This is a genomic window from Microbacterium sp. M3, from assembly GCF_033548675.1.
Classification (GTDB): domain Bacteria; phylum Actinomycetota; class Actinomycetes; order Actinomycetales; family Microbacteriaceae; genus Microbacterium; species Microbacterium arthrosphaerae.
In genome coordinates this window covers 1,104,718-1,120,432 of record NZ_JAWTZT010000001.1, presented here as the reverse complement: position 1 = coordinate 1,120,432, position 15,715 = coordinate 1,104,718, and the positions used below count along the sequence as shown (strand labels likewise).

The 15,715-nt window shown below is 71.6% G+C and carries 16 protein-coding genes; 11 read left to right on the top strand and 5 right to left on the bottom strand.

The window, feature by feature from the left end:
• Window positions 1-106 precede the first annotated feature (106 nt).
• Both R8Z57_RS05005 and R8Z57_RS05000 read left to right on the top strand, forming a co-directional pair.
• On the top strand, window positions 107-1,120 hold the full coding sequence (locus R8Z57_RS05005; protein WP_318352641.1) for an aldo/keto reductase family protein: 1,014 nt from the start codon (window positions 107-109) through the stop codon (window positions 1,118-1,120).
• A gap of 27 nt (window positions 1,121-1,147) precedes the next feature.
• A complete protein-coding gene (locus tag R8Z57_RS05000) occupies window positions 1,148-1,657 on the top strand; it encodes an NUDIX domain-containing protein (protein ID WP_318352640.1) in 510 nt (169 codons plus the stop codon).
• Between the two features lie 186 nt (window positions 1,658-1,843).
• On the opposite strand, the gene R8Z57_RS04995 is transcribed toward R8Z57_RS05000, so the two are convergent.
• The gene (locus R8Z57_RS04995) at window positions 1,844-2,221 is read right to left on the bottom strand and encodes a hypothetical protein (RefSeq protein WP_318352639.1); all 378 of its coding nucleotides are present in this window, start codon (window positions 2,219-2,221) and stop codon (window positions 1,844-1,846) included.
• Between the two features lie 19 nt (window positions 2,222-2,240).
• Between R8Z57_RS04995 and R8Z57_RS04990 the strand changes: the two genes are divergently transcribed.
• Window positions 2,241-3,707: a PLP-dependent aminotransferase family protein gene (locus R8Z57_RS04990; RefSeq protein WP_318352638.1), complete on the top strand. Its 1,467-nt coding sequence runs from the start codon at window positions 2,241-2,243 to the stop codon at window positions 3,705-3,707.
• 1 nt (window position 3,708) lies between these two features.
• On the opposite strand, the gene R8Z57_RS04985 is transcribed toward R8Z57_RS04990, so the two are convergent.
• From R8Z57_RS04985 to R8Z57_RS04970, 4 genes are read right to left on the bottom strand one after another with little or no spacing between them, the layout of a single operon-like run.
• Window positions 3,709-4,239 carry a ribonuclease H gene (locus R8Z57_RS04985; protein WP_318352637.1) on the bottom strand — a complete coding sequence of 177 codons (531 nt, stop codon included), beginning with the start codon at window positions 4,237-4,239 and terminating at the stop codon, window positions 3,709-3,711.
• Between the two features lie 10 nt (window positions 4,240-4,249).
• Complete coding sequence (locus R8Z57_RS04980) at window positions 4,250-4,720, bottom strand: helix-turn-helix domain-containing protein (RefSeq protein ID WP_318352636.1); 471 nt, start codon at window positions 4,718-4,720, stop codon at window positions 4,250-4,252.
• A gap of 18 nt (window positions 4,721-4,738) precedes the next feature.
• Entirely contained in the window at window positions 4,739-6,358 is a 1,620-nt protein-coding gene (locus R8Z57_RS04975; RefSeq protein WP_318352635.1) for a polyketide antibiotic transporter, read from the bottom strand.
• Window positions 6,355-7,311, bottom strand: coding sequence for an ABC transporter ATP-binding protein (locus tag R8Z57_RS04970; RefSeq protein ID WP_318352634.1), 957 nt, complete (start codon window positions 7,309-7,311; stop codon window positions 6,355-6,357). Before R8Z57_RS04970 ends, R8Z57_RS04975 begins: the two co-directional genes overlap by 4 nt.
• A 183-nt stretch (window positions 7,312-7,494) precedes the next feature.
• Here R8Z57_RS04970 and R8Z57_RS04965 point away from each other — a divergent pair, with 183 nt between their 5' ends.
• The 8 genes from R8Z57_RS04965 (at window position 7,495) to R8Z57_RS04930 (ending at window position 15,538) form a co-directional block, all read left to right on the top strand.
• On the top strand, window positions 7,495-7,821 hold the full coding sequence (locus R8Z57_RS04965; protein WP_378722333.1) for a DUF6507 family protein: 327 nt from the start codon (window positions 7,495-7,497) through the stop codon (window positions 7,819-7,821).
• A 6-nt stretch (window positions 7,822-7,827) separates the two neighbouring features.
• Window positions 7,828-9,738 (top strand): alpha/beta hydrolase, encoded by a 1,911-nt coding sequence (locus R8Z57_RS04960; RefSeq protein ID WP_318352632.1) that lies wholly within the window; start codon window positions 7,828-7,830, stop codon window positions 9,736-9,738.
• Between the two features lie 89 nt (window positions 9,739-9,827).
• On the top strand, window positions 9,828-10,319 hold the full coding sequence (locus tag R8Z57_RS04955) for a hypothetical protein (RefSeq protein ID WP_318352631.1): 492 nt from the start codon (window positions 9,828-9,830) through the stop codon (window positions 10,317-10,319).
• Window positions 10,320-10,535: 216 nt separating this feature from the next.
• A complete protein-coding gene (locus R8Z57_RS04950) occupies window positions 10,536-11,255 on the top strand; it encodes a GntR family transcriptional regulator (protein ID WP_318352630.1) in 720 nt (239 codons plus the stop codon).
• Window positions 11,256-11,264: 9 nt separating this feature from the next.
• Window positions 11,265-12,785, top strand: coding sequence for an MmgE/PrpD family protein (locus R8Z57_RS04945; protein WP_318352629.1), 1,521 nt, complete (start codon window positions 11,265-11,267; stop codon window positions 12,783-12,785).
• A 100-nt stretch (window positions 12,786-12,885) separates the two neighbouring features.
• On the top strand, window positions 12,886-13,785 hold the full coding sequence (prpB, locus tag R8Z57_RS04940; protein WP_318352628.1) for a methylisocitrate lyase: 900 nt from the start codon (window positions 12,886-12,888) through the stop codon (window positions 13,783-13,785).
• A gap of 102 nt (window positions 13,786-13,887) precedes the next feature.
• Window positions 13,888-15,078 (top strand): bifunctional 2-methylcitrate synthase/citrate synthase, encoded by a 1,191-nt coding sequence (locus tag R8Z57_RS04935; RefSeq protein WP_318352627.1) that lies wholly within the window; start codon window positions 13,888-13,890, stop codon window positions 15,076-15,078.
• A 4-nt stretch (window positions 15,079-15,082) separates the two neighbouring features.
• Window positions 15,083-15,538 carry a hotdog fold thioesterase gene (locus R8Z57_RS04930; protein WP_318352626.1) on the top strand — a complete coding sequence of 152 codons (456 nt, stop codon included), beginning with the start codon at window positions 15,083-15,085 and terminating at the stop codon, window positions 15,536-15,538.
• Window positions 15,539-15,715 lie beyond the last annotated feature (177 nt).

Below are 15,715 nucleotides of genomic sequence, written 5' to 3'. Positions count from 1 at the left end.
GATGCCGCGACCCGGCCCGCACGGCCGGGTCGCGGCATCCGCTCATCCGTTGCGCGATGCGACGATCGCGGGCCGTGTCGCCCTCGCGGACGGGTAGCGTTTTCTCATGGTCAATTACCGGTACCTCGGAAACAGCGGTCTCAAGGTCAGCGAGATCACCTACGGCAACTGGGTCACCCACGGCTCGCAGGTCGACGACTCGGCCGCCATCGCGACGGTCCACGCGGCGCTCGACGCCGGCATCACCACGTTCGACACCGCCGACGTCTACGCGAACACCGCCGCCGAGACGGTCCTCGGCAAGGCGCTCGAGGGGCAGCGCCGCGAGTCGCTCGAGATCTTCACCAAGGTCTACTGGCCGACCGGGCCCGGCGGCGCGAACGACACCGGCCTGAGCCGCAAGCACATCCTCGAGTCGATCAACGGCTCGCTCAAGCGCCTCGGCACCGACTACGTCGACCTCTACCAGGCGCACCGCTACGACTACGAGACGCCGCTGGAGGAGACGTTCCAGGCGTTCGCCGACATCGTCCGCCAGGGCAAGGCGCTCTACATCGGCGTCTCGGAGTGGACGGCCGAGCAGCTGCGCGAGGGGCACGCGCTCGCCAAGAGCTACGGCGTGCAGCTCATCTCGAACCAGCCGCAGTACTCGGCGCTGTGGCGCGTGATCGAGGAGCGCGTCGTGCCGGCGTCGGAGGAGCTCGGCATTTCGCAGATCGTCTGGTCGCCGATGGCGCAGGGTGTGCTGTCGGGCAAGTACCTGCCCGGTCAGCCGCTGCCCGAGGGCTCGCGCGCGACCGACGAGAAGAGTGGCGCGCGCTTCATCCAGAGCTTCCTGCGCGACGAGGTCCTCGAGGCGGTGCAGCGGCTGAAGCCCGTCGCCGAGCAGGCGGGACTGTCCATGCCGCAGCTCGCGATCGCGTGGGTGCTGCAGAACAAGAACGTGGCGTCGGCGCTGGTGGGGGCATCGCGTCCCGAGCAGCTCGCCGAGACGGTCAAGGCCTCGGGCGTCGTGCTCGATGCCGACACGCTCGCCGCGATCGACACCGCCCTCGGCGACGCGGTCTACCGCGACCCCGAGGACACCTACACGGTGTCGCCCAAGACGCGCGTGGCGTGACCGGCGGACCGGTCCGCTGAGGCTGACATGCCGAACACGACCAGCGCCGGCATCCTGCTCTTCCGGCTCGATCCCGACCTCCAGGTGCTCATCGCGCACATGGGCGGGCCGTTCTGGGCGAGCAAGGATGCCGGCGCGTGGTCGATCCCCAAGGGGGAATTTCGACAGGCTCAATCACCGGGCGAACCGGGTGAGGAGGGCGCACTGGATGCCGCGCGCCGCGAGTTCCGCGAAGAGCTCGGCATCGACCCGCCCGAGCCCCCGTACGCCGAACTCGGCACGTTCGCGTACTCGTCGGGCAAACGCGTGACGGTGTTCGTCGCCGACGGTGCCGGGTTGTCGCTCGACGGCTTGGAGTTCGGCGAATTCGAGCTGGAGTGGCCGCCCCGCTCGGGCAGGACGGCGCGGTTCCCCGAGGTCGACCGCGTCGAGTGGACGGAGCCGGATGCCGCGCGCGAGCGCCTCGTGAAGGGCCAGCGTCCGGCGATCGACGCCCTCGAGAAGCATCTCGCCGACGCCGCGTCCCGCCCGTCCTGACGGCCTCGGCCCGCCCCGCCCCCGGCGCGGACCCCGGCGCGACCGGGCCCGGGCGGTGAGACTGCACGGGGTGGACGAGACCGGGGTTGTTCGCCGCAGTCTCGTCCACCGGATGCCGTCTCGCGGATACGTCGGGGCGGCCGTGGACGGACGGGTCGGCGCGGCCGCGAGTGCGAGACGTCGAGGTCAACCGACCCTCGACACAGAAGCGGTGACGGATGCCGGTGGCTCGGCCCCCGCGCCGCGACTGATGGAGCGCGGGCCGTCGCTCGCCTGGATGGCGGCGGCGACGCCGGCCACCGAGACCAGGGTGCGGTCGCGCAGCCCGGGGTCGGTGCGCACGAGCACGCCCAGAGCGCGCACGAGCGCGATCGGCGACTGCGGGATCAGACCTGGATCGGCATCGGCGTCGAGGCCCGTGGCGAGGGCCGACAGGATCGGACGCAGCGACTCGTCGTGGACACGGGCGTCATCGGCGCCGGTCCAGGCGAGGAGATCATGAATGGTCCAATCTGGCCAGACTGGACTGCTGAAGACGGGAACGGTGGCGGCGCGACGGAACATTGGACCAGAATGCGGTGTCATGACGACCGTCGACAGGGCCAATGAGCGGCTGGTGGATCACCGGGTGGCCCTCGGCGGAACCGTGGAGGCCTCCCGTCTCGCCGCCCGCCTTGGCCGCTGGGCGCACGGCGACGGCACCCTGACCGTCCGGCTCGCCGCGACGATCGGCGCGCTGATCGAGGGCGGTGAGCTGCGCCCCGGCGATCGCCTGCCCGCCGAGCGCGCTCTCGCCACCGCGATCGCGGTGTCGCGCGGCACCGTCGTCGCGGCGTATGCGCTGCTCAGTGAGGACGAGCTCGTCGAGCGCCGGCAGGGGAGCGGCACCCGGGTGGCCGGCCATATCGGGCCGGCGCTGCCCGCGCGCGAGCGGAGGGCCCAGGGTGAGGGTCTCTTCTCGGCCCTGCCGTCGGGCATCGACCTGCTGCGCGCCGTTCCGACGATGCCGGATCTCGCCGTGGAGATCGTGCGCGCCCACACCCCGACGCTCGACCCGGTGACCCTGGCCGAGACCGACCCGGCGGGGCTGCCCGCGCTGCGCGGGCGCCTGGCCCGGCTCTTCGAGGAGGACGGGACGCCCGCGACGGCCGCGCAGATCCTCGTCACGCACGGGGCGCAGCAGGCGATCAGCCTCGTCGTCGACGAGCTCGTCTCGCCCGGCGACGTCGTGCTGACCGAATCGGTGACGTGGCCGGGTCTCGCCGACTCGGTGCGCCGCCGGGGCGGACGCGTGCACGGCGTGACGATCGGGCCCGACGGCATCGACGTCGACGAACTGGAGGCGGCGATCGTCGCACTGCGCCCCGTGATGATCGCCGTGAACCCGCACCACCACAACCCGACCGGAACGCGACTGCCGGCGGCGGGGCGGCAGCGCATCGCCGACCTCTCGGCGGAGTACGGCGTGCCGGTGCTCGAAGACCGCGTGCTCGCGCACATCTCGTTCGACGGCGTGGTGCCGCCCACGCTCGCCGCGCTCCGGCCCGACGCGCCGATCATCGTCGTCGACTCGCTGTCGAAGTGGTCGTGGTCGGGGCTGCGGATCGGCTGGGTCCGCGCCGACCCCGTGCTCGTGCGGCGACTGCGCGGCCTGCGGCAGCTCGTCGACCAGTCGACGAGCGTCCCCGCACAGCTGCTCGCACTCGACCTCGTGGAGCAGGCCCGGGCCCTCCGCACCGCCGTGGGTGAGACGCACGCCGTCGCGGCCTCCCGCCTTCGCGCCGCGATGGCCGAGCACCTGCCCGATTGGGAGGCGGCGCCGCCGCGCGGCGGTCTGGCGATGTGGGCGCGACTGCCAGTCGGCTCGGCGACGGCGCTGTCGCGCGTGGCCTCGATGCGCGGCGTCGCTGTCGCGGGAGGCACCGAGTTCACGGCATCCGTCACCTATGACGATCACATCCGCCTGCCGTACACCGCCCCGCACGACGTGCTCGACGAGGGCATCCGCCGCCTGGGCGAGGCGTGGCGCGAATACCGCGCGCAGCTGTAGGTCAGCGGCCGTTCTTCGGGCGGGACGAGACGTCGATCCGCTCCTGCGCGCCGAGCGACGACCACGCGCTCGTCACTCCCTTCGCCGCGTGCTCGGAGGCGCGCACGGCGCGCTCGTCGGCCCACGCGTTGAGCACGTGCCCGGAGTGGCCGCGCACGTGCTCGAGCACCACGTCAGGGAGGCCGGCTGCGCGGCGCGCGTCGCGCGCGGTGATCAGCTGCTCGAGGATGTCGACGTTCTTCGTGGGCGCGCCGGTCGAGGTCTTCCAGCCGCGGCGGCGGTGGCCGTCCATCCACTTCGTGTACGTGTCGATGGCGTACTTCGAGTCGGCCTGCACGACGAGGTGCGCGACGTCGGCGTGATCCTCGATCGCCTTCAGCAGACCGGTCAGCTCGCCGACGTTGTTGGTGCCCGACGGGATCGATCCGGCGGCCCAGTGCCCGTCCTCGCCGACCCAGGCCCAGCCCGTCGGTCCGGGGTTGCCCTTGCAGGCTCCGTCGGTGGCAACGATGTAGCGGGGCGCGTCTGTCACTCGGGCAAGGCTACCGTGAGCCCGCCGCACGCTCGGCCCGCCACTCGTCGGCGAGCTGCGGCATCCGCTCCGCGAGATAGCGCAGGAAGTCGGCGGTGTCGCGTGCGCGGGCGACCGAGAGCGGGGCGTCGGTGTTCTCGTCGGCGATGCGGTCCATGTGCGCTGCGAGCGCGACGTACAGCGGCGCATTGGCCGTCATCATCCCGGCCCAGGCGTCGTCGGTGAGGTCGTAGCGGTCGCGCCGGTCGCCCGGCCGCGACAGGCGCTGGATGAGCCGCATCGACACCAGGTAGCGCACCGCGCCCGACACCGCGGCGGCCGAGACGCCGAGCCGCTCGCCGAGCTCGGCGGCGGTGTAGCCGTGGTCGGGCGACCCCACGAGCGCCATCATGACCCGCGACGGCATGCGCGCCATGCCGGCTGTCGTCAGCATGGCCGCGGCCTGCTCGGCCGCCTCTATCCCGGGGTGCCCGTCTGCCATGTCGCCTCCGCCTCGACCCTAGCCGCCGGCCGCGAGCTGACGGCGGCGCATCAGCCCCAGTGCGGCCGCGGCTCCGGCGCCGGCCGCCAGCACCAGCCACCACAGTCCGCGCAGGTCGATCTCGTCGCCGTCCACGAACGGCGTGACGGCGATGGGCGAGAGGTGCACCAGCCACTCCGGGAACTGGAAGAGCGGGCCGAACAGCCCGAGCGTCATGCCGAGCAGCACGAGCGTCCACCCGAGCGGGATCGTCACGCGCGGCGCGAGCACGAAGGCGAGCGCGGTGACGACGAGGAAGACGGATGCCGCGGCCACCTGCCCGGCGCCGGTCACCAGCACCGTGCGCATGAGATCCATGTCGCCGTCCTGCGAGGCGATGCCGGCGGCGGCGCCGGCCATCGCGGCCGCGACGACGAGCACGATGGCGACCAGTCCCACGAGGAGATAGCCGGCGAGCCAGCGCACCCGGCCGACCGGAGCGGCCAGCAGCGGTTCGGCGGTGCCGTGCACCTCCTCCTGACGGGCCCGGCAGACCACCTGCACGGCGGCGCACGCGGCGAGCACGCCGAGCATGGTGAAGAACGTCGTGACGGTGCCCTGCTCGATGCTGCCCTCCCCGGAGATCTGGCGCAGGATCTGCTCCACCGCCGGATTCGATGCGCCGACGTCTTGCACGATCGAGGCGAGCGAGGTCGAGAGCAGGCCGACGAGCAGGCCGCCCACCGTCCACCCGATGACGGCTCCCCGGGTCAGACGCCACACCAGCGCCGTGGGGGTCGAGAGGGCGGCCGAGGCATCCGCTCGTCCGCGACGCTCGGCGATGAAGCTGCCGCCGAGGTCGCGCGCCGAGACGAGCACCGCCGACACCGCGATCAGCACCGCGCCGGCGCCGACGCAGAGCAGCGCCGGCCACCACAGGTTGTCGTCGAAGGCACGCGTGTTCTCGCCCCACCCGAAGGGTGAGAGCCAGGTCAGCCATGAGCTTTCCATGCGGGTGAGGTCGTCGCTCGGCGTGCCGATCGCGTTGCCGATGCCCGCCACGACGAACATCAGCACGAGCGTCCACACGGCCACGCCGTTGGCGCCGCGCGACGTCCGCATGAGCTGCGCGGAGAAGAGGCCCACGCCGAGGAAGGCGACCCCGACCGCGCCGACGGCGGCGCCCGCCAGCAGGGAGCCGTGCGCGTCGAGTCCGACGGCGAGGAAGGCGCCGGCCGTCAGCGCGCCGAGCAGGACGTTGGCCAGGATGCCGTGGACGGCCGTCGCGGCGAACGGCAGCGTGCGGGCGGCCGGAGTTGCCGCGACGAGTTCGGCGCGCCCGGCCTCCTCGTCGCCGCGCGTGTGGCGCACCGCGAGGAACGTGCTCATGAAGGCGGCGAGGAGCGCGAGCCACGGGAAGATCAGGAACACCATGAACGCGCCCTCGCCGGTGCCCGACGGCAGGCCGCGGAACAGCAGGATCACGGGGTTCGCGAGCGCCGCGGCGAGCAGCGATGTGCGGTCCTGCGGGGTGCCGTAGGCGTCGGCCACCCCGACGTACGAGGCGTAGGCGAGGAGCGCGGTGCCCACGGCCCACAGCAGCACCTGGACCGCGTCACGGCGGGCACGCTGGCCGAGCAGCGCGACGAAACGGCTCATCGCCCGACCGGTTCGGCCGCGGCGGCTTCCGCCGTCGCCTCCGGCGCGAGCGCGGCGAGATCGTCGCCGTAATGGCGGAGGAACAGCTCCTCGAGCGACGGCGGCGCGACGCGAAGGCCCGCGACGCGGCGCTCCGCGAGGGCGGGGAGGGTGGCCGCCACGGCGTCGCTGTCGACGGTGAACCTCACGCGCCCTCCTTCGGCCACGACGTCGTGAGCGCCCGGGATGCCCGCGGCGGTCGCGGCATCCGTCCCTTCGAAGGAGACCTCGGTGCGCGTGAGGTGACGCAGCTCTGCCAGCGTGCCCGACTCGACGATGCGGCCGGCGCGGATGATCGACACGCGGTCGCACAGCTGCTCGACCTCGGAGAGAATGTGGCTCGACAGCAGCACCGTGGCCCCCGCGGCACGCACGCGCGCGATCTCGTGGCGGAACATGACCTCCATGAGCGGGTCGAGGCCGCTCGTCGGCTCGTCGAGGATGTAGAGGTCGGCGGGAACGGCGAAGGCGGCGATGAGCGCGACCTTCTGCCGGTTGCCCTTCGAGTACGCGCGGCCCTTCTTGCGCGGGTCGAACTGGAACGCCTCGGCCAGCCGCTCCTTCTCGGCGACGTAGGCGCGGTCGTGTCGGGCGGCCCCGCGCAGCCGGGCCATGAGGTCGATGGCCTCGCCGCCGGAGAGGTTCGGCCACACGCTGACGTCGCCCGGCACGTAGGCGATGCGGCGATGGAGGGGCACGGCGTCGCGCCAGGGGTCGCGATCGAAGACCGATGCCTCGCCCGCGGTCTTGCGCGCGAGGCCCAGCAGGATGCGGATCGCGGTCGACTTGCCGGCGCCGTTCGGGCCGAGGAAGCCGTGGACCTGCCCCTCGTCGACCACGAGGTCGAGGCCGTCGAGGGCGTGGACGCGGCCGTAGTGCTTGCGGAGGCCGCTGGTGCGGATGACGCTGGACATGGCCCTGACGGTACGCCGATTTCATGAATTCGTGAATACTCCCTCACGCTTTCCTCACGGCGCCGCTCGCCGACATTCGCGGCAGGAGCGGACCGGGGGCCGCCCGCCACGTCGACGGTGCACTCCTGGCTTTGACCCGTGCTTGAATGGGCGCAGCGTGGGACGGGTGGAAGGAGCGCGGCGATGTCCTGGTCAGTGCAAGAAACACGGGCGCGCTCCGTGCTCTCCGCGGCGGACGTGAACGGAGATGACCTGCTCGCCGCCGGCATCCGGCTGGAGACGGTCCTCGACGACGTCGTCGACTCCCTCGACGACTCCGCCGCCGACGTGCGATCTGCGGTCTGCCGGGCGATCGAGGCACGGCGGGGCGCATCGCCGAAGGTCACGGCCGCGGCGCTCGCCGTGATCGCCGGCACCCAGTCGGCACTCGACGCGATCGTGGCCGCTGACGAGCGGATGGCGGCCGACGCCTCGGCGGCGTACGGCACCCGCCGCTACGAGCTGGTCTGAGCGGTCGTGTCCACCCTTCGCCTCGTCGCTGTGTCGGATCTGCCGACCATCACTCTCGACGCCGACTCGGCGTCGTCCACAGCGACCGACCTCTCCCGTCGCGCGACGGCCTATGCCGGGCACGCAGAGACGCTCGAGCTCACCTGGTCGGGGCTTCCCGCCGCGATGGACGTCCCCGGCGTGACCGAACCGGTCGGCGTCGTCGTGACCAAGATCGCCGAGGCGGGGAGCGAAGTGGGCGACGCGCTGGACGCGATCGGCTCGGTGCTCGTGGCGTTCGCCGAAGCCACCAAGGAGCTTTCGCGCACGGTGCAGAACCTGCGCGACGACATCGACCGATTCCGTCAGCTGGTCGATGGCAGCGCCGATCAGCACTCGTATCAGGCCGCGATCTACGGCGGCTCGTCGGAGCCGTTCGACTGGCGCGACGATCCGGTGCTGCGGGGGCGCAACGCCGAACTGCTGGCCGCCGCCGCGCAGGCGGAGCGCGACTGGACCGCCCTGCGAACCGAGGCGAGTGCCGCGCTCGACGCGATCGTCGGCGGTGAGACGGATTCACTGGCTCTTCCCGACGTGTCGGGCGTCACCGGGGCTGGCTTCACGTCGGCGCTCGGCATCCTCGCTGCCACGGGCAAGACGCCGGCCGAGTGGCTGTCGGCAGGCGCCGACGACCTGGCGCGCCTGCTCGAGACGACCGATCCGGAGACCCTCCGCCGTCTTCTCGAGGCTCAACCGGGGATCGCCGAGCGCTTCTGGAACGCGCCGCCGGACTCCGAGCGCGTCGCCGCCTGGTGGCAGTCACTTCCCGCGGTGACGCAGACGGCCCTCGTGGCAGCGATCCCGACGGTGATCGGCAACCTCGGTGGGGTGCCCTACGCCGCGCGCGGTCAGGCGAACCTGTCGCAGTACGAGCGGGACATGGCGCGATACGACAGCCTCAACGAGAGGCAGCGGGCATCGCTCGATCAGATCACCACCGCTCTCACCGCGGACCCGGTCAATCGCGGGACCCTGATCGACTACCTCATCGACGCGCACGGAGGGATGATGCCATACGCCGCCGTGGCATACGGAGATCTGGATGCGGCTGACACGACCACGTGGATGGCGCCCGGCATGGAGACCAACACCGCGTCCGCGCTCGCCGGCTGGGGCGAGGCCGCGCGCAATCTCCAGCGCGAGCAGAGCCTGCTCGACCCCACCCGCTCGCACGCGGTGGTCGCTTGGACCGGCTACGTCGCACCTGACGCTGTCGGAGTGACCATGCCGTACGCTGCGCGTGACGGCGCAGACCGCTTCGCCGCCGAGATCGACGCGACGTTCGCGACGCGCTCCACCGGTGCGGCGGGTGTTCCCGAGGTCGCCGTGGTCGCGCATTCGTATGGCACGACGATGGCCGCGAATGCGCTCCTGCTCACGGAGCATCCGATCTCGTCGTACACCATGGTGGGCTCTGCGGGCATCGATCTGGGAAGGGTGACGTCGCTGGCCGACCTTCACGTGGAGAACGGCTCGGCATCCCGAGGCTCGCTTCCCGCCATCTTTACCACCGCGGCGACCCGCGACGACCTGGCGCCGTTCGGCGCCAGCATCTCGCAACGGGCGGAGCCGAACCCCGATGTCGCGTACGACGGCGAGTGGGTGATCACGGGCGCGCAGTCGTTCAGCTCCGAGGGCAACGCCGAGGCGGGTCTTCACCCGGTCGACGGGCACAACCCGCTGGGCGAGCGAGGGCAGACCGAGCCCACCGGGTTCCTGAGCGCGGCGCCTTCCGAGGGGCGAGGATACTTCGATCCCGGGACGCAGTCGCTGCACAACGTGGCGGCCGCCTCCACCGGGCGGATCTCGCAGATCGTCGACGGGCTCACCCCGGTCGAGACTCCGGGCGGGGGTCCGATGGAGGTGTACGCGAAGTGAGAGTCCACGCCGAACGTCGACCGCGGGTGCGCCATGTCGTCCTCGCCCTCGCCATCGGAGCCCTGTCACTCGGACTGGAAGGATGCACCGTGCCCGCACCGCTACCCGAGCCGTCGGCGTCGAGCACGCCGGCCGTCACCGCCGATGAGTTGGCCGCGCAGCTCGTTCGGCTGACGGAGGAGACGATCGCCGCGGCCCCCGCGACCACGTGGAAGCACGATACGGAGGCGAACAACCCTGACGCGGAGGGATGGGATCCCCAGCGTCCGCTCCTGTCCTACTCCACGACCTGCGGTCCGGATGCCGGACGGTTCCAGGTCTGGCTGTTCGGGGGGCCCTCCGCACAGCCCGCGGCGGACGCCGAGCGCGTCGCGCAAAGCTGGACGGACCGTGGATACTCCGTCCGTACGGTGGTGCCGACGCAGTCGGAGGCCGGAGGCAGCGATCACACCGAGATCGCGGCTGACCTGCCGGACGGGGCGGAGCTCGCATTCATCGCCTCCACCGAGGTGACCGGCATCGTCGTGCAGACCGCATGCTCCACGGCGGACGACCTGGAAGAGTACGTGCGCGCTCAGTGAGGCAGTCGCCGGACCGTCCGTGATCGGTGCCATCGGTACCGCCGACTCAGCGGTGACCGGTGTCGTCGGCGCCGCCCGGCCTCGGCGTCCGTCCGCACCGGCAGAGTCTCAGGCGGCGGATCTTGTATACCTAAATGCACTCATAGCCATTGTGCTGTCGATGAGAAGGCCCGTATGTATACAATGGCGGAGCCGTTGAACGAGGAGGTGGCGCGAATGCGAGCGAGTGACCGCGCCTACGCGACCCTCCTCGACGAGATCCAGTCGGGCGTGCTGCGCCCGGGCGCCGTGCTCGGCGAGGTCGAGCAGGCGGCGCGCCTCGGGGTCAGCCGCACCCCGCTGCGCGAGGCGCTCGGCCGCCTCGGCGCCGACGGCCTCGTCGCGCAGCAGTCGCCCCGCGTCACCGTCGTCACCGCCATCGAGCCGGACGACATCCGCGAGATCTTCGAGGTGCGCCGCGCGCTCGAGGAGTCGGCCGCCCGTCTCGCTGCGGAGCGGGGGGATGCCGCGATCTTCGCCGAGCTGGCCCGCGACTTCGCGCGGGTCGACCTCGCCGACGGCGACCACGACGGCGCCGACGCGCGCGACGAGTACTACGCGCTCATCGCCCGCTTCGACGAGTCGCTGGATTCCGCCGTCGCCAACGACTACCTCACCGCGGCGCTGCGGACCGTGCGCACCCACCTCGTCCGGGTGCGCCGGCTCGCGCGCGACAATCCCGGCCGGCTCGCGGCATCCGTCGCCGAGCACCGGCTGATCGCCTCGGCGATCGCCGCGCGCGACGCCGACCTCGCCGCGCACGCCACCCACGTGCACCTGCACAACGCCCTCACGAACATCCTCGAGTCCCTCGACGCCTCGGCGGGCTCGGCGACCGGCGCGGGGTCTCCCGCGCACGACCCGGTCGCCCAGCCTGTCGACGCGCCGCGACCCTGAAAGGCCGACATGACCGTCACACACCACCTCCGCGTCCACCGCAGCGACGAGAACCTCGCGCGCGAAGGGCAGCTCGCCTGGCACATCGCCGAAGTCGCCGCCGACCCGGTCGAGGTCGACGCCGACGTCGTCGACATGATCATCAACCGCGTCATCGACAACGCGGCGGTGGCCGCGGCATCCCTCACCCGCGCGCCGGTGAGCGCAGCACGTCAGCAGGCGCTCGACCACGCCGTGTCGGTCGGCGGCAACGGCGCCACCGTGTTCGGCTGCGCGCTCGACCGGCGCACGTCGCCGGAGTGGGCGGCGTGGGCGAACGGCGTGGCGGTGCGCGAGCTGGACTACCACGACACCTTCCTCGCCGCGGACTACTCGCACCCCGGCGACAACATCCCGCCGATCCTCGCGGTCGCCCAGCACGTCGGCGCCGACGGTGCGGCGCTCGTGCGGGGGCTCGCGACGGGGTACGAGATCCAGATCGACCTGGTGCGTGCCATCTGCCTGCACAAGCACAAGATCGACCACGTCGCGCACCTCGGCCCGTCGGCGGCGGCCGGCATCGGCACCCTCCTCGGACTCGACGTCGAGACGATCTACCAAGCCGTCGGCCAGGCCCTTCACACCACCACCGCCACGCGCCAGTCGCGCAAGGGCGAGATCTCGACGTGGAAGGCGCACGCCCCCGCGTTCGCGGGAAAGATGGCGGTCGAAGCCGTCGACCGCGCGATGCGCGGCGAGACCTCGCCGAGCCCCATCTACGAGGGCGAGGACGGCGTGATCGCCTGGATGCTGGACGGACCGGATGCCTCGTACGAGGTGCCGCTGCCGGGCGCCGGGGAGTCCAAGCGCGGCATCCTCGACTCGTACACGAAGGAGCACTCGGCCGAGTATCAGGCGCAGGCCTGGATCGACCTCGCCCGCAAGCTCCACAACGAGGCCGCGTTCGACCCGGCCGACGTCGAGTCGATCGTGCTGCACACGTCGCACCACACCCACTACGTCATCGGCTCCGGCGCGAACGACCCGCAGAAGTACGACCCGACGGCGTCGCGCGAGACGCTCGACCACTCGATCCCTTACATCTTCGCGGTCGCACTGCAGGACGGCGGCTGGCACCACGTCGACTCGTACCTGCCGTCGCGGGCCGGGCGTGAAGACACCGTCGCGCTGTGGCAGAAGATCACGACGGCTGAGGACGCCGGGTGGACGCGCCGCTATCACTCCGACGACCCGAACGAGAAGGCCTTCGGAGGCCGCGTCGAGATCCGCCTGACGAACGGCGAGACCATCGTCGACGAGATCGCCGTCGCCGACGCGCACCCGCTCGGCGCCCGGCCGTTCGCCCGCGAGGACTACGTGCGCAAGTTCCGCCTGCTCGCCGAGGGTGTGCTCGCGGCCGACGAGATCGAGCGCTTCCTCGACCTCGCCCAGCGACTGCCCGAGCTCACGGCCGAAGAGGTGCAGCAGCTGACGATCGTCGCCGACTTCGGCGTGCTGGCGGGCGCCCCGGCGCCGAAGGGGCTGTTCTGATGCGCCGGCCCGACAAGCACAGCGACCGGCCCCTCCGGTCGTTGAGCGAGGGAGCGCCAGCGACCGAGACGAAACGCCCTGAGCCTGCGAGGAGCCGCTGATGCTGTACAGCCAGGTGCCGGCGCACGAGAAGCGGCGGCTGTTCCGCGAGCGCCTCGCGTCGGGGGAGCTGCTGCGCTTTCCCGGGGCCTTCAACCCGCTGTCGGCCCGGCTCATCGAGCGCAAGGGCTTCGAGGGCGTCTACATCTCGGGAGCCGTGCTCTCCGCCGACCTCGGCCTGCCCGACATCGGCCTCACGACCCTCACCGAGGTCGCCGGCCGCGGCGCGCAGATCGCCCGCATGACCGACCTGCCGGCGATCATCGACGCCGACACCGGCTTCGGCGAGCCCATGAACGTCGCCCGCACGATCCAGACCCTCGAGGACGCGGGCCTTGCCGGAACCCATATCGAGGACCAGATCAACCCGAAGCGGTGCGGCCACCTCGACGGCAAGGCCGTCGTCGACGAGGACACCGCGGTCAAGCGCATCCGCGCGGCCGCCGATGCGCGGCGCGACCCGAACTTCCTCATCATGGCGCGCACCGACATCCGCGCCGTGGAGGGGTTGGAGGCCGCAACCGACCGCGCGAAGGCCCTCGTCGACGCCGGGGCCGACGCCATCTTCCCCGAAGCCATGCGCACGCTCGACGAGTTCGCCGCGATGCGGGCCGCCGTGGACGTGCCGATCCTCGCCAACATGACCGAGTTCGGCAAGTCGGAGCTGTTCTCGGTGGACCAGCTGCGCGACGTCGGCGTCAACATCGTGATCTGGCCGGTGTCGCTGCTGCGCATCGCGATGGGTGCGGCATCCCGCGCCCTCGATACGCTCATCGAAGACGGACACCTCACCTCGAAGCTCGGCGAGATGCAGCACCGCGCCGACCTCTACGACCTCATCGACTACGAGCAGTACAACCACTTCGACACCAGCGTCTTCAACTTCCAGGTCCAGCGCTGACCATGTCCCCATTTCCACTCTGCATGTCCCAGAAACCGTCGCTCCGGCGCCTCGGAACGACCGAAAGTGGGACATGCATCACCTCGAAGGAGAGCCGCAGCCATGAGTGAACCCGACATCAAGAAGGGCCTCGCCGGCGTCGTCGTGGACTACACGGCCGTCTCGAAGGTCAACCCCGAGACGAACTCGCTGCTGTACCGCGGCTATCCGGTGCAGGAGCTCGCGGCGACACAGCCGTTCGAGTCCGTCGCGTACCTGCTGTGGCACGGCGAGCTGCCCACCGACGTGCAGCTCGCGCAGCTGCGCGCCACCGAGCGCCAGTACCGCCACCTGCCCGCCGATGTGCGTGCCGCGATCGACCTCGTCCCGGTCGACGCGCACCCGATGGACGAGGTGCGCACCGCGGTCAGCCTGATCGGCGCCCGCGACCTCGCCGGCACCGGCTCGGTGCTCGACGCGAGCGGGAGCGCCGAAGAGAACCTGGCGCGCAGCATCCGTCTCTTCGCCGTCCTGCCGGCGATCGTCGCCTACGGCCAGCGCCGCCGCCGCGGGCAGCAGCCCGTCGCGCCGCGTGACGACCTCGACTACGCGGCGAACTTCCTGTGGATGACGTTCGGCGAGGAGGCCGATGACGTGGTCGTCGACGCGTTCAACCGCTCGATGATCCTCTACGCCGAGCACTCGTTCAACGCCTCGACCTTCACCGGCCGGGTCATCGCCTCGACGCTGAGCGACCTGTACTCCGCCGTCGTCGGCGCCATCGGCGCACTCAAGGGCCCGCTGCACGGCGGCGCCAACGAGGCCGTGCTGCACATCTTCGACGAGATCGGCACGGCCGAGAACGTCGGGCCGTGGCTCGATGAGGCGCTCGCCGAGAAGCGCAAGATCATGGGCTTCGGCCACCGCGTGTACAAGCGCGGCGACTCGCGCGTGCCGACGATGAAGGCGGCGCTCGACACGCTCGTCGAGCACTACGACCGCCCCGACGTCGCCGCACTGTACGACGCGCTCGAGTCGGAGTTCGTCAGCCGCAAGGGCATCTACCCGAACCTCGACTACCCGTCGGGCCCGGCCTACAACCTCATCGGCTTCGACACGCTGACGTTCACGCCGCTGTTCGTCGCCGCCCGGGTGACGGGCTGGACCGCGCACATCATGGAGCAGCTGGCGTCGAACGCGCTCATCCGCCCGCTGTCGGAGTACAACGGCCCCGACGAGCGGCACATCGAGGGGTACGTGGCGGATGCCGCCACCCTGGCCGCCGCCGAGCGCGAAGAGGAAGCCGCGGGGTGACGCCGTGAGCCTGTGGTTCGGCGACGTCGCGGGCATCGACCTGCCGGCGATGGCGTCGGGGACGCTCATCGAGAACCTCGGCATCGAGATCGTCGAGCTGCGCGACGACGCGCTGGTGGGACGGATGCCGGTGGACCACCGCACCGTGCAGCCCGCGGGCGTGCTGCACGGCGGCGCCTCGGTGGCGCTCGCCGAGACGCTCGCCTCGTGGGCGGGCTATCTGGCGGTCGACCGTGACCGCTTCCACGTGGTCGGCATGGAGATCAACGCCAACCACCTCCGGCCGATCTCGTCGGGCTGGGTGACGGCGACAGCCACTCCGATCAGCACCGGGCGCCGGGCGCACGTGTGGGAGGTGCGCATCATGGACGACATCGGCAAGCTCGTGTGCATCTCGCGGTGCACCCTCGCCGTCATCGAGCAGCGCAGCACCTACGGCACGCCCGACTCGCGCGGCTGAGCTGTCGGGCGGGCGCACCCCTGTGGCACGCCGGCCCTCGCCGGAATCGGAGATCCGGTGGGAATCGGCCCTCTGTCGTGGAGCGGGCCGACGTCCGTGGGATTCCCGACTTTCGCCGGGGCGAGACATCCGCTGCTCAGGCGTCGCCGGGCCGGCGTCCGGGATTCGCTGGCGTGA